The 14,274-nt window shown below is 34.2% G+C and carries 16 protein-coding genes; 9 read left to right on the forward strand and 7 right to left on the reverse strand.

Going from position 1 to position 14,274, the window contains the following annotated elements; translation table 11 throughout:
- Positions 1–279 precede the first annotated feature (279 nt).
- From G551_RS0109665 to G551_RS0109690, 6 genes are all read left to right on the forward strand, one after another.
- Complete coding sequence (locus tag G551_RS0109665) at positions 280–855, forward strand: YceI family protein (RefSeq protein WP_027885391.1); 576 nt, start codon at positions 280–282, stop codon at positions 853–855.
- 11 nt (positions 856–866) lie between these two features.
- Complete coding sequence (locus G551_RS0109670; protein ID WP_027885392.1) at positions 867–1,361, forward strand: VOC family protein; 495 nt, start codon at positions 867–869, stop codon at positions 1,359–1,361.
- Positions 1,362–1,380: 19 nt separating this feature from the next.
- The gene (gene ygiD / locus G551_RS0109675) at positions 1,381–2,262 is read left to right on the forward strand and encodes a 4,5-DOPA-extradiol-dioxygenase (protein WP_027885393.1); all 882 of its coding nucleotides are present in this window, start codon (positions 1,381–1,383) and stop codon (positions 2,260–2,262) included.
- 152 nt (positions 2,263–2,414) lie between these two features.
- A complete protein-coding gene (locus tag G551_RS0109680; RefSeq protein ID WP_027885394.1) occupies positions 2,415–3,059 on the forward strand; it encodes a hypothetical protein in 645 nt (214 codons plus the stop codon).
- A 12-nt stretch (positions 3,060–3,071) separates the two neighbouring features.
- Complete coding sequence (locus tag G551_RS0109685; protein ID WP_027885395.1) at positions 3,072–3,356, forward strand: hypothetical protein; 285 nt, start codon at positions 3,072–3,074, stop codon at positions 3,354–3,356.
- Positions 3,357–3,435: 79 nt separating this feature from the next.
- A complete protein-coding gene (locus tag G551_RS0109690; RefSeq protein ID WP_036243645.1) occupies positions 3,436–5,085 on the forward strand; it encodes a M1 family metallopeptidase in 1,650 nt (549 codons plus the stop codon).
- 18 nt (positions 5,086–5,103) lie between these two features.
- On the opposite strand, the gene G551_RS0109695 is transcribed toward G551_RS0109690, so the two are convergent.
- From G551_RS0109695 to holA, 6 genes are all read right to left on the reverse strand, one after another.
- Positions 5,104–6,207: an AMP-binding protein gene (locus tag G551_RS0109695; RefSeq protein ID WP_027885397.1), complete on the reverse strand. Its 1,104-nt coding sequence runs from the start codon at positions 6,205–6,207 to the stop codon at positions 5,104–5,106.
- Positions 6,208–6,262: 55 nt separating this feature from the next.
- Positions 6,263–7,207, reverse strand: a complete 945-nt coding sequence (locus G551_RS0109700) for a CPBP family intramembrane glutamic endopeptidase (RefSeq protein WP_027885398.1) — start codon at positions 7,205–7,207, stop codon at positions 6,263–6,265.
- A 3-nt stretch (positions 7,208–7,210) separates the two neighbouring features.
- Complete coding sequence (locus G551_RS0109705) at positions 7,211–8,251, reverse strand: o-succinylbenzoate synthase (RefSeq protein ID WP_027885399.1); 1,041 nt, start codon at positions 8,249–8,251, stop codon at positions 7,211–7,213.
- Positions 8,248–8,931, reverse strand: a complete 684-nt coding sequence (locus G551_RS0109710; protein WP_027885400.1) for a metal-dependent hydrolase — start codon at positions 8,929–8,931, stop codon at positions 8,248–8,250. Before G551_RS0109710 ends, G551_RS0109705 begins: the two co-directional genes overlap by 4 nt.
- Before the next feature lie 244 nt (positions 8,932–9,175).
- The gene (menA, locus tag G551_RS0109715) at positions 9,176–10,078 is read right to left on the reverse strand and encodes a 1,4-dihydroxy-2-naphthoate octaprenyltransferase (RefSeq protein ID WP_036243648.1); all 903 of its coding nucleotides are present in this window, start codon (positions 10,076–10,078) and stop codon (positions 9,176–9,178) included.
- The gene (holA, locus tag G551_RS0109720; protein WP_027885402.1) at positions 10,078–11,088 is read right to left on the reverse strand and encodes a DNA polymerase III subunit delta; all 1,011 of its coding nucleotides are present in this window, start codon (positions 11,086–11,088) and stop codon (positions 10,078–10,080) included. The genes menA and holA overlap by 1 nt, the downstream gene beginning before the upstream one ends.
- Before the next feature lie 32 nt (positions 11,089–11,120).
- Here holA and G551_RS0109725 point away from each other — a divergent pair, with 32 nt between their 5' ends.
- The 3 genes from G551_RS0109725 (at position 11,121) to G551_RS0109735 (ending at position 13,513) form a co-directional block, all read left to right on the forward strand.
- Complete coding sequence (locus G551_RS0109725; RefSeq protein WP_027885403.1) at positions 11,121–11,567, forward strand: type I restriction enzyme HsdR N-terminal domain-containing protein; 447 nt, start codon at positions 11,121–11,123, stop codon at positions 11,565–11,567.
- A gap of 9 nt (positions 11,568–11,576) precedes the next feature.
- Complete coding sequence (locus tag G551_RS0109730; protein ID WP_027885404.1) at positions 11,577–12,590, forward strand: glycosyltransferase family 2 protein; 1,014 nt, start codon at positions 11,577–11,579, stop codon at positions 12,588–12,590.
- A gap of 68 nt (positions 12,591–12,658) precedes the next feature.
- Entirely contained in the window at positions 12,659–13,513 is an 855-nt protein-coding gene (locus tag G551_RS0109735) for an OmpA/MotB family protein (RefSeq protein WP_027885405.1), read from the forward strand.
- 57 nt (positions 13,514–13,570) lie between these two features.
- On the opposite strand, the gene G551_RS0109740 is transcribed toward G551_RS0109735, so the two are convergent.
- Positions 13,571–14,233: a uracil-DNA glycosylase family protein gene (locus tag G551_RS0109740; protein ID WP_027885406.1), complete on the reverse strand. Its 663-nt coding sequence runs from the start codon at positions 14,231–14,233 to the stop codon at positions 13,571–13,573.
- Positions 14,234–14,274 lie beyond the last annotated feature (41 nt).

The raw sequence follows: 14,274 nt of genomic DNA on the forward strand, positions 1-14,274 counted from the left end.
TGAAATTAATCTTTTTTAGTAAATTGTGCAACAAGCACAATGGCTATAAGTAATTGCGACTTGGTTTTTTCATTCAAGTCGCTATTTTTTTTAATTACTTATTAAAATAGTTGCTATCTATAAATTTCCATTAATTAAAAAAATACCGACAAATATGCGTCATAAATTTTTAGACTCATAACTTCTTTACAAGACAACGATCATTTATTGATTCAGGTCAAGAGAAAACAGGTTAGTGACTGCTTATTTTTGTGATATCAAATTTTAAAAACAGATATCATGAAAAAGATCATTTTTATTCTCTTAGCTTTTATTAGTCTAACAGCTTTTAAAACCATTCAAAAAACTTGGGTAAACGACGATCCGCATACGCAACTAAATTTTGAGGTTACCCACTTGGGTATTAATCAAATTTCTGGAGCTTTTACAGATGTAGATATTACCTTGAATGCTAAAAAGAAAGATTTTAGTGATGCAAAATTTCAGCTTACCGCAAAAACAGCTTCTATAGATACACGTGTTGAAGCACGAGACAACCACCTAAAAAGTGCCGATTTTTTCAATGCTGAAAAATTTAAAACCCTAAACTTTACAAGTTCTTCCATAAAAAAGGTGAAAGATAACACCTATCAAATTTCAGGAGAATTAACAATGCATGGTGTTTCAAAAGAAATCACGCTCGACGCAATTTATCGTGGTCATCAAAAGAATCCTGCAAATAATAAAGTAGCTGAAGCTTTCCAGATCACAGGAACTTTAAAAAGATCTGATTTTAACATAGGTAACGATTTTCCTGAATCTTTAATTAGCGACGAAGTTAAGATTGAAGCGAATATTGAATTTATTCAGCAATAAATAATTAAGCCGTGAAAAAAGATTCTTATCACATTCCGCAAGAAACTCGTATTGGTCACGTACATTTAAAAGTTTCTGATCTTCAAAAATCACTCGACTTTTATTGTGGTTTATTAGGTTTTAAACTTACTCAAATGTATGGTGATCAAGCGGCATTTGTATCGGCAGGAGGCTATCACCATCATATTGGCTTAAATACTTGGCAAAGTCAAAATTTCCCTCCGGCTAATAGAGATGGTGTTGGGCTTTATCATTTAGCTATTTTATATCCAACTCAAAAAGACCTTGCGACTATTTACAAAAGGTTACACTTACATAGTGATTTAAGAATAGGAGCTTCAGATCACGGCGTTTCTCAAGCACTTTATATAAGAGATCCAGACGATAACGGAGTTGAACTTTATTGGGACAGGCCTAAAGAAGAATGGCCAAAAACTTCAGAAGGTGAATTAGCAATGTTTACTAAACCGCTTCGCTTAAAAGAATTATTAGAATTGGCAGATTAACGCTAAAAGTGCTATTATTATGAACAGAAAAAATTTTGTAAAAACTATGATCGCAGGAGCTGCTGTAGGATCTTTATCTACATTACATAAAATAACATCAGATTTAAAAGATAGTGAAAAACTAATGCCGGCACTTTTTGTGGGACACGGCTCTCCGATGAACGGAATTTTAGATAACGAATTTTCACAAAAATGGTCAACGCTTGCAAATAAAATTCCGAAACCCGCTGCTGTTTTAGTCGTTTCTGCACATTGGTACACGAAAGGCACAAAAGTTACCGCAATGGATTTTCCGGCGACGATTCATGATTTTGGTGGTTTTCCCAGAGAATTATTCGAAGTTCAATATAAAGCTCCCGGAAATCCTGAACTTGCCAAAGAAACTTCAGCATTAATAAAAAGTACTTCTGTTGAATTAGATCACGAATGGGGACTAGATCACGGAGCTTGGGTAATTGTAAAACATATGTACCCGAACGCAGATATTCCCGTTTTACAATTAAGTATCGATTGTACCAAACCACCAACCTATCATTATCAATTAGCGCAAGAATTGTATGAACTTAGAAAAAAAAGGGTTTTAATTATTGGTAGTGGTAATATGGTTCATAATTTAAGAATGGTCGCTTGGGATAAGATCAACGATAATTATGGTTACGATTGGGCTTTAGAATTAAATCAAAAATTTAAATCGTTAATCGAAAGTAAAGATCACGACTCGTTAATTCATTATAAAAATTTAGGACAAGCAGCAAATCTAGCCATTCCTAGTCCAGATCATTACTTACCGCTACTCTACACGCTAGGCTTACAAGGTAAAAAAGATGAAGTTTCATTTTTTAATGACAAGGCTGTAGCAGGTTCACTAACGATGACTTCTGTTGAATTAAATTCGCTTTGATATAAATAAAATATCATTATTTTTCGGCATTTAATTTAGTTCTTAGAATTCAGCTAATTGATATGACGTGCTAAAAACCCAAGCAAATCGAAGGAGTAGTTCTTTAGTTAATTTGTTAAAGTTTTCTATATATTTGAAAAAATTAAACACCCATGAAATATATAGCTTCAATTTTAATCATTTTAGCTTTAACCGTAAGTTGTAAAAAAGATGTAAATCCCGTAAAAGTAGATCCAAGACCGTTAGGAGATATTAATGTGGTTATCAATTCACCTAAAATTAAAATTGACAGTTTAGCTATTTTCAGTATTGATGCTAAAAATAAAGTGATCGAAACTACAGAGTTTGATACCCTTAAGTTTAATTTAACTGAACCTTTAAACGATATCTATAAAATAGAATTTTTTAGCGAAAAGCATATCACCCCAACTCAAGTCTGGCTTGATGGAGAGAAAACTATTTTGAATATTCAGGTAGATAGATTTGCCAAAGTAAAAGAAGTTAAGAACTCACCTTTACACGATCATATTAATCAATATTCTAAAAAATTAGAGGAGTTATATAAAGATCCCGTTGAAAACAACGAAAAAATAGATGCTTATCTATTACAGCAAATCGATGAGTATAAAAACTCTCCTTTTGCCTTTTCTCCGGCAGAAGTCTATTATTATAAAAACAAAGAAGATCTTCAAAAACTAAAAAAGCTCGATAGCTTACTTAATACGGTTGCTAAGAAATTTAATAACCATAAAATAAATATTCAACCACTTGTAAAAAAATCTATCGAAAACTTCTAATACCTAATTATCATGATCGGGATTGTATTTATCTACTTCGTCGGAAAAAAATTCTATACCCTTGCTGAAGAAAAAAATAAGAAAAAGTGGCCTTACGCCATTCTTGGCGTACTTAGCTATTATTTTGGTTTAGTAACCGGCGGAATTCTATTAGGTATCCTTTTAGAGATTTTTATGCCGGGAACAATAGATTCTACGATATGGCTTTTAGTTTACTTTGCATTCCTTTTGGGTTATTGGCTTGTTTCGGGTTATATTGGATATTTAGATATGCTTGGCAAGGTGATGAGACTATAGAACCAAACGATTTACATACCGAAAACTTAGAATAAAATTCAGTTAAAATTGGTATCTTGCTATCCTCAAAATTAGATCGATGCGATACCTACTTTTCTTTATTTTATTTAGTATTTTTCAGTTTTCTAACGCGCAATTACTTTCAGGAAAAGAAAAAAATTATACCCGTAAAGACTCTCTTCGTGGCTCGTTAAGGCCAGAAAGAACAGACTACGACGTAAAGAAATATGATCTATTCGTAAAAGTAGATCCTGAAAAGAAATACATTTCCGGTGTTAACAAAATCAGTTTTAAAACTTCAGCAAAACTACCAAAACTACAGATCGATCTGTTTGAAAATATGAAGATCGATTCTATTCTTTTCCGTGGAAAAAAATTAAAATTCAACAGAGAATTTAATGCTGTTTTCGTTGAATTTGAAAAAGCGATCAAGAAGAATAAAAAACGAACCATCGATGTTTATTACTCCGGTAATCCAATAATTGCCAAAACTCCGCCTTGGGATGGTGGCTTTATTTTTACCAAAGACCAAAACGGCAAAGATTGGGTAAGCGTTGCCGTACAAGGTACCGGAGCGAGTTTATGGTATCCTAATAAAGACCATTTAAGTGATGAACCTGAAGAGGTTGAAATTCATATCGCAGCTCCAAAAGATTTAGTCGCCGTTTCTAACGGTAGATTGATGGGCAAAGAAGAATTAGATAAAAACTTCACACAATGGAACTGGAAAGTCGTGAACCCGATCAACAACTACAACATCATTTTAAATATTGGTGATTACGTTAATTTTTCAGATCAATTTCAAGACTTAGATCTAGAGTATTACGTCCTTTCATACAATTTAGAAAAGGCGAAAAAATCGTTTCAAGAAGTGCAACCGATGATGGACTGTTTTTACGAAAAAATTGGTCCCTACCCTTTTCCTGAAGATTCTTACAAATTAGTAGAAACTCCTTTTCTCGGGATGGAACATCAAAGTGCCGTGGCTTACGGTAATGGTTTTAGCTTTGGTTATCGTGGCAGCGATCTTTCGGCGACCGGCGTTGGTTTAAATTGGGACTATATTATTATTCACGAATCGGGTCACGAATGGTTTGGCAACAGTATTACCGCAAAGGATATTGCCGATATGTGGATTCACGAATCGTTCACTTCTTATACAGAAGCGATTTATATCGAATGCCGTTGGGGACTCGAAAAAGCGCTCACTTACCTTAACGGAGTAAAACGTACAATGGTAAGAAACAACAAACCGATTATTGGCGATTATGGCGTAAATGCTGAAGGTTCTGGCGATATGTATTTTAAAGGCGCCAATATGATCAATACGTTACGTTTTGTGATTAATAATGACGAAAAATGGTGGAATATATTGAATAATTTCACTTCAGAATTTAAACATACCACCACAGATACCGAAAGTGTAGTTGCTTTTTTTGAAGCGGAAACCGGTCTAGAATTAACTCCGTTTTTCGATCAATACTTGCGTTACACAAAATTACCTCAACTTCAGTTTAAAAAGGAAAAGAATGTTATTTCTTACCGCTGGAAAACCGATGTCAAGAATTTTGAAATTCCGGTTGAACTTTCTAATGATGCTGAAGAAATAAGAATCTACCCAACCAATAAATGGCAAGAATTAGATCAAGAAATTTCAACTAAACATCTAAAAGTAAACCTGAAAAAATTCTATATCACGACCAATTTAGAAGAAGTTTTGAAAAAATAGAAACCGCAAAAAATTAATTTAATCAAGTCTCGCTTTCAACGTATTTAAACGGTTAATTTTACCGGTATGCGTTTCTTCAAATTTTTCAACAAAATAGATCTTCTTCGGTTTTTCGAACTTGTCTAATTTTTTAGATTGCTGAATTTCTTCTTTTAAATGCTGCAGCACTTCTTCACTAAAAGCCGCTTCAACAAACAGAATTAATTTTTCTCCTAAAGCATCATCGGGCAATGAGGTCACAAAAAATCGTTGTAAAATGATATTTTGAAGTTTTTTTTCTACTTCTTCCGGATGTATTTTTACTCCACCGCTATTAATTACGTGATCGATTCTGCCTTTCCAGAAGAATTTTTTATAGGTCACCAATTCAACCACATCATTGGTAACGATGGTTTCATCGGCAACCATTGGCGCTTTGATCACTAAACAATTTCGGTCGTCTTGCGCAACAGTTACATTATTTAGCACTTTAAACGGAAGCTGTTTTTTTCTGCTTTTTTTAGAATTAATTCGGCGTGCAGCAATATGTGTGACGGTTTCGGTCATTCCGTAAGTTTCGTAAATCTTAGTAGGAATACCTTGTACTAATCTTTTTAAAGGAACAGAAACGGCGCCACCACCCACAATTAACTTTTTGATTAAATGAAGTCTTGCTAACGAATTATCGAGCTGAAAGGGCGTCATTGCACAAAAATCGTAGCGTTTAAAAACCTGATCTATCGGATTTGATTTTGGCTGAACGCTATCGATATGCCAACCTAGAACCATCGCTCTTACCAACATCATTTTACCGGCAATGTAAGAAGCTGGTAAACAAAGTAAAGCGGTAGTTTGCTCTGGCAGTTTAAAGAATTTACCGGTAGCTTTTGCGCTATTAACCATAAATTCTTTACTTATTTTTATAATTTTTGGCGTTCCGGTAGAACCAGAAGTTTTTACTTCAACAAAATCTCGTTCATCTAACCAATCTAAAATAAATTCTCCTATTTGCTCTTCGTAAGGTTCGCCTTCATTAATATATAAATTAGCCAGTTGAATTAAACCGGCCTCATTCAGTTGGTTTTTGTTAAACTGAAAATCTTCGTGAAGTCTTGGGATAAAATAGTCGTTATATTCAGTCATAACCAAATATGAGATTTCGTTTATAATTTAGCGTTACTAAACCAATAAATTAAAATTAAATTTCTTCAGCAGATACTTTTTCTGTTTCAAGAATAGGAACAGGACCAATTAGTTTCTCTTTCCAGTTTTTCCATTTATAGACTTTTGCCATAATTAAAAGAAAGATAGGATAAATAATAATGACCGGCAAAATCACTTGAAAACCTGCGGTTGGGTTAGAAACGTCTTTCAGAATAGATTCTGTTTGGAAAGCCGTCCAATCTGCGGTAACCAATAAAACTCCTATTAAATTATTCCCCGCATGAAAACCAAGTGCTAATTCCATCCCTTCATCCATCAAAGTAATGATCCCTAAAAATAACCCGGTACCGATGTAATAGATCATAATAATATTACCTAGTTTGGTTACTTCAGGATTAAAAAAATGTAATCCGCCAAAGATAAATGAAGTGAGCAATAACGGGAACCAACGATTTTTAGCTAACAATCCAAAACCTTGCATCAAATATCCTCTAAAGATATATTCTTCCATGCTTGTTTGGATCGGAACCATTAAAATTGCAATGATGCATAAAATCGTAAAAGAAACCGGTTCAAAATTAATTACGTAATTATCCGGGGTAGAAGAATAATCCCAATAAGTAGTTACTGCTGTGAAAATTGCAATTAAAGAAAAACCGAAGGCAATACGCTTCCAATCTACTTTTCGTCGGGTTGTCGTGACAGTTTTAAATGGTTGTTTGTGCAGAAATTTCACCACTAAATAAATCCCTAACATTCCAAACACAAAAGAGAGCAATAATAAGAAAAGGTTGAGATTAGAATCTAAAACCTGCATTAATTCTGCTTCTGTGGCTCCCATTATTTCGAATCCTTTTTTGTAAAAAACGGCAAAGGTAAATGGTAATTGACCGATCACTGAAGCTATAATTATAATGAACGATCCTACAAGATATCTCCAAAAATCATGAGCATACTTCGATGCTTGTGCTATAAACATAAATTATAAAATTGAATTTACATCCCATTTTTTTTCGGGTGCATAAGTTATATATTCTCCTTTAACCTCTAACGGACTTTCAATATTATTGGTGTACAAACTACCGGTACCAAGACCTTGCGGCATATTGCTATTTTGCATAAATGTAAATTGCGAAATTGCATTTAACCCAATGTTGCTTTCTAAAGCGCTGGTAATCCACCAACCGATATTTTGCTTTTCCGCTAAATCTATCCATTCTTGCGTACCTTTAAAACCACCGATTAAACTTGGTTTTAAAATAATGTATTGCGGTTGTATGGTTTGTAGAAGTTCTTCTTTTTTTGTTACAGAAAATACACCAATTAATTCTTCATCTAAAGCAATAGGCAGCGGCGTTTTAGCACATAATTTTGCCATTTCTGAAAACTGACCTTGCTTAATGGGTTGCTCAATGCTGTGCAAATCTAATTCACTTAAACGTTGAAGTTTTTGCAAAGCTTCTTGAGGCTGAAAAGCTCCGTTAGCATCTACGCGTAATTCTATTTCTGAAGCTGAATATTTTTTACGAATTGATTGAAGCAAAGCGATTTCTTTATCAAAATCGATCGCACCAATTTTCAATTTAATACAAGAAAACCCCTGTTCTAATTTCTGCTGAATTTGCTCATGCATAAAAGTTTCTTCACCCATCCAAATAAGTCCGTTAATCGGGATTCCTTTTTCACCATTCGTAAATGCTGAAGGAAATAATTGAAACGGATCTTGTGACTGAAGCGATAACAATGCCATTTCTACCCCAAACTGAATGGAAGGAAATTCAACTAACTCGGCCAACAACTCATCTTTTGGTAAATGAATGTTTTGGCACGTCCATTTTAGTTTTTCTTCATAATCGGGACGATCGTCGATGCTTAGTGTTCGTAAGATTCCGCATTCTCCGATCCCGAAATTATTTTCTTCTTCTAAAATTAAAAACCAGGTTTCTTTGGTAGTAAGAACGCCCCGCGAAGTTCCGCTAGGGCGTTTAAAATTTAGTGTGTACTTTTTGTAGCTTGCTTTCATTTAACTTCGATACTCTCGCCGATTGGTAATAAATACAATTCTTTATTTTTCATCTTGAATTTATCTTTGGCTAAATTATGATCTATTTCAATAAAACCAAAAGTATCGTAGTGACATCCTAGAATTTTATCACATTCAATAAAATCGCTGGCAATAATCGCATCATCAACATCCATTGTAAAGTTATCGCCAATTGGCAAGACTGCTAAGTCTAATTTTGTACGCATCGGGATAAGCTTCATATCTAATGTTAAGGCAGTATCACCGGCGATGTAAAGATTTCCTTCTTCAGTTTCAAATACAAAACCTCCTGGTTGGCCTCCATAACTTCCGTCGGGAAAAGAGCTACTGTGATGTGCAACGACATATTTTACTTTTCCGAAATCAAAATTCCAGCTTCCGCCATGATTCATCGGGTGAGCTTCGAACCCTTTAGATTCGTAATGAGAAGCTATTTCTGCGTTACTCACAATTTTTGCTCCGGTGTTTTTAGCGATCGCTTCAGCATCTAAAATATGATCTTGATGCGCGTGAGTTAAGAAAATATAGTCTGCTTTTAAGTCTTTAATATCTACTTTGTCTTTGGCAAGATCGCTTCCGGTAATAAATGGGTCTACAATAATATGTTTTCCTGCTACTTCGATAGCAAGTGAATTTTGCCCGTAAAAGGTAACTTTCATAATGTTTAGTTTTTAAGCAGTAAAATAATCAATTTTCAATTTTTACTCAACCTATTCACATTATAATAACATTTGAATTTAGTATACACTGAAATACAGATAATTACCCACTACAAGGGATGTTTTCATACATAATTAATGAGTAGGTTTACAACAACTTAACTATGATAGTTCCCAAATTTATTATCGTAATTTTGTTTGCTTTAGCGGTTTGTTTAAAAGCCTTCAGAAATGAAGGCTTTTTTTATAAGTGAACAGCAATTAAAAACAGTATTGAAAAGAAAAATGTGCTTAAGGCAACTTTTTTTAATTCAGGATCTAAGTCTTTCGGAGTGGTGTTTTTCGCAACAACATTCAAGTGAATGAATAATGGAATAAATGCTACTAAACTTAATAATAAGTAATAATTTTCTTTTAAGATGATAAAAATAAGTTGTGACAATAAAGCGAAAATAATGATCGAAAAGTGATAGATTTTTGCTCTTTTTCCTCCTAATTTCACCACCAATGTATTTTTACCGGAATTAGCATCGCTTATGCGATCACGCATATTATTTAGGTTTAAAACCGCAGTACTCAATAAACCAACAGCAATCGCCGGAAGAAAAATTTGCAGCGATAGATCTTGATAGTACAGAAAAAAACTTCCTGCAACGCTCAATAAACCAAAAAACAAAAACACAAATACGTCGCCTAGACCGCGATAACCGTAAGCAGATTTACCAACGGTGTATTTTATCGCTGCTCCGACAGATGCTAAACCTAATACAAAAAACAACAGTGAATAAGCAAAATTCTCTTTTCCGAAGGCTAAATAAATTAAGATCAATGCGAAAATCATGGTAATAACCGAGGTAATGATCATCGCTTTCTTCATTTCTTTATCGGTAATAATTCCGCTTTGGAGCGCGCGCATCGGTCCGATCCTCTCTTCGTTGTCGGTACCTTTTACTCCATCACCATAATCGTTGGCAAAATTTGAAAGTATTTGTAAGCCCAACGTGGTTAAAATCGCAAACACAAAAATTGCCCAAGAAAAAGTATGATATTCTACAGCAAGTGCGGTACCGGTGATAATCCCTGCAATAGAAAGTGGTAACGTTCTTAATCGTGCGGCCGAAACCCAAGTTTTAATCTTAACTCCCATTACCTGGCCATTGAAGTTTTTATTAATATCTCTTTGAATAGATCTGAAGTATTCGCACCATTTGCTCCTACTCCTTTCCCTTTGGCATCTACTTCTCGTAATTTCTCTACAATGCCACTTACTTCTTTCATTTTATAATTTCTGGCGGCAACCGCGTAGTCTTTTACAAAAAAAGGATTTATGCCTAAGGTTTTTGCTACATTACCTTTATCGTGGTTCGCTAAACTATGGTACTTCAAGATCTTCGTAAAAAAGCTGAATAAAATAGCAGTGGTTTGTAAAATAGGATGCTCTTTTGGGTTTTGTGAAAAATAATCGATAATTCGAAAAGCCTTTTTAAAATCTTTTTCACCCAAAGCTTTTTGCAGCTCAAAGTTGTTGAAATCTTTACTGATCCCGATATTTTCTTCAATAAGTTCTGGTGTAATTTGTGAACCTTCCGGTAAAATAAGTTGTAGCTTCTCTAATTCATTATTGATCTTGCCAAGATCGGTTCCTAAAAATTCAACTAACAATAAAGAAGCTTTCGGCGTAATGGTATAGTTTTTCCCTTTCAATACTTTACCAATCCAATCGGGTATTTGATTGTCGTATAAAGGTTTACTTTCAAAAACCACACAGGTTTTATTCAGCGTTTTGTATAAAGCTTTACGCTTGTCCAGTTTTTTATATTTGTAACAAATCACCAGAATGGTTGAAGGCTGCGGATTTTCAGCATACTTCACCAATTTCTCGATGGTACGCGATAGATCTTGCGCTTCTTTTACGATAAGCAACTGGTATTTTGCCATCATCGGGAAACGCTTTGCAGAAGAAATAATATCGTCTACGCTTACATCTCTACCATATAAAACCGACTGATTAAAGCCTTTTTCTTCTTCACTGAGTAAATTTTCTTCAAAATAATTGGCTAAACTATCGATATAATAAGGCTCTTCACCCATTAAAAAATAGATAGGTTTTAGCTCGTCTTTTTTTATATCTGCTACAATTTTCTTTACTTGCTCCATAAAAGCGCTACAGCCTAAGTTGTACTAGTTAGATGATAAAACTTAACTTTCCGTCGTATCAATTTCGGTTCAAAAATAGCGAAAATAAAACGGCTATTTTCGATGAACTCCGAAAAAAATTCATCATTCTTACCCCGGAAGAATGGGTGCGACAACATACGATCCAGTATTTAATTCAGCAGAAAAATTACCCAAAACAACTTTTAAATGCCGAAAAACAACTCAAAGTAAATGGCTTAACGCGACGCTACGATATTGTGGCTTACAATCCTAACGGAAGTATTAATTTAATTGTTGAATGTAAAGCGCCGTCTATTAAGATCACACAAGATACTTTCGACCAAATTGCTCGTTATAATTTAGCTTTAAAAGCAGAACAATTGATGGTCACTAACGGAATGAATCATTATTTTTGCGAAATGGATTATGAGTTAGAAAAATATCATTTCTTACGCGAAATTTCGTCGTATTCTCTTTAATTTGCAATCGTGAAAATTGCCGTCGTCATCTTAAATTGGAATGGGAGAAAATTGCTTGAAACTTTTCTGCCATCTGTAGTTAACTATTCTGAAGAAGCTCAAATCTATCTTGCCGATAATGCTTCAGAAGATGATTCTGTGGCTTATGTTGAAGAGAATTTTCCACATATAGAAATTATTCAGAATAAAGAAAATGGCGGCTATGCAAAAGGATATAACGATGCGCTAAAGTATGTTGAAGAAGATATTTTCATCTTATTGAATAGTGATGTTGAAGTAACTGAAAATTGGCTTCAGCCTTTATTATTTCATTTTGAAAATCATCCAAAAACAGCTATTCTTCAGCCTAAAATTTTAAGCTACCAAGACAAAGAAAAGTTTGATTATGCCGGTGCTTGTGGTGGTTTCGTCGATAAATTAGGTTACCCTTATTGCCGCGGAAGAATTTTTGCAACACTCGAAGAAGATGAAGGTCAATATAATAAAGCGCAACGCATTGGCTGGGCAAGTGGAGCGTGTTTTGCAATTCGAAAAAAGGTGTTTTTTGAAACCGGTAAGTTTGATGAAGATTATTTTGCACATCAAGAAGAAATTGATCTTTGTTGGCGTGCGCACCATTTAAATTATGAAATTTGGGCAATACCGGAAGCAAAAGTTTATCATTTAGGCGGCGGAACTTTGCACGCGATGCATCCTAAAAAAACCTATTTAAACTTTAGAAACAGCCTTTTTAACTTGGTAAAGAATAAAAAGAAACACGTATTTCTAAGTATTTTCACTCGAATGCTTTTAGATGGTTTAGCTGGCATTAAGTTTGTTGCTGAATTAAAACCAAGGCATTTTATTGCTATTCTTAAGGCGCATTTTAGCTTTTACAGGCAATTGAATAAAATGATAAAAAAAAGAAATACGAATTACAATAAAGAAAATTTCAGTCCGTTAAAATCTATCGTATGGCAGTATTATGTTGAGAAAAACACAAAATACAGCGCTCTAAAAAAACCCGCGCTAAATAATTGTTAATCCTTGACTTGAATATTGCTTTTTTAATAGCTTTGAACCAATAATTAACATTTTTAAAACAACTTATGATGAATAGAGTTTTTTTATTTTCTGTACTATCAGTATTCATGTTCACTTCGTGTGTATCTAAAAAGAAATATGCTGAGCTTGAAGAAAAACAAAAGGAGACTCAAGATTTGCTAGATACGGCAACGATTAAGCTAAATTCTTGTTTAGACGAAAAAGAAACCAGAGTTACTTATCTAGAAGATCAGGTAAATACTTTGAAAAAGACCAATAACGCTTTATTAACTAACCAAGGTGATTTAGCGACTTTATCTAAAAAAGGAGCTGAAAATTTAGAGCGTTCTTTAGAAAGCATCAAAGAGAAAGATCTTCAGATCAAAACAATGCGTGATGCGATTAACAAAAAAGACTCTGTAACCTTAGCTTTAGTAACGAGTTTAAAAGGTGCTTTAGGTAACATTAACGATGAAGATATCGAGATTAATGTTGAAAAAGGAGTTGTTTTCGTTTCGATCTCAGACAAACTTTTATTTAGAAGTGGTAGCTACCAAGTTTCTAACCGTGCAAGAGAAGTATTAGGTAAAGTAGCAAAAGTTGTGAAAAACAAGCCAGATTTTGAATTTATGGTTGAAGGTCACACCGATGCAGATCCTATTAAAACGGAATGTATTCAAGATAACTGGGATTTGAGTACTAAAAGAGCGACTTCTATTGTTAGAATCTTACAAAACGAATTTGGCGTAGAACCTTCAAGAATGACAGCTGCCGGAAGAAGCCAGTACGTTCCTGTATCTTCTAACGATAATGCTGAAGGTAAAGCTGCTAACCGTAGAACAAGAATTGTTGTGCTACCTAAGTTAGACCAATTTTACAATATGATCGAAGAAGGAATGAAAGAAGCTTCAAACAAAAAATAATTGAAGAAAATTCATTAGAATAATATTGAAAAAGCTACTCAAATCGAGTAGCTTTTTTTATGCTTTAAAGAAAGGCTCGTATTGCAACACCCGAAAATCTAAAGTATTCATTTCAGGATTTTTCTGTTTTAAGTATTTATAATGCTGCATACTTCCTACAGCTCTATTGGCTGCTCCCGATGGCGCGGTTAGTGAAACGGTGGTAATTGTTCTTTCTTCTAGATTAAATTCGTGAATTCTTGGCACCTCATCACTCATTCTTTTTAGCTGAATTTCCTTATGGTCGCGAATATGTTTTCTGAAAAAATACTCTGGACCGTTTTTGCTGTTTCCTCCGGTAAAAAGTAAAGTTTCTACAGATGGATTTTCTTTTAAGATCTGAATCATATTCCGAAGTTTCACTTCTTTCATTCCTAAATCGGAAGCGTCGATTTTCTCGCGCATCGCATATTCTACCATATCACAAATCCCGATTTGGTGAGTTTGCAGAAAATCTTTTCGTTGCTGAATGGCTTCTTGAGTCGTTTCAAACTTTAGATTCAGATTAAAAATTCTGTTGAGGATAATCCATAATTGTCCGTCGCGACTTCCGTAGCAAAAATTCACGTCACCTTCTTTAAATTCTCCCATCGTGAATCTTGGTGGCGGCAACGTACCCACGATTAACTTTTTGGTTCCTTCAGGAATATAAGGTTGATAAGGGTGTGAATGTTTAAACAAGGTATTGGGTTTTATAATGAATATAAAAAAACCTTCCAAAT

Source organism: Mesonia mobilis DSM 19841, from assembly GCF_000423405.1.
In the GTDB taxonomy this organism is placed as follows: domain Bacteria; phylum Bacteroidota; class Bacteroidia; order Flavobacteriales; family Flavobacteriaceae; genus Mesonia; species Mesonia mobilis.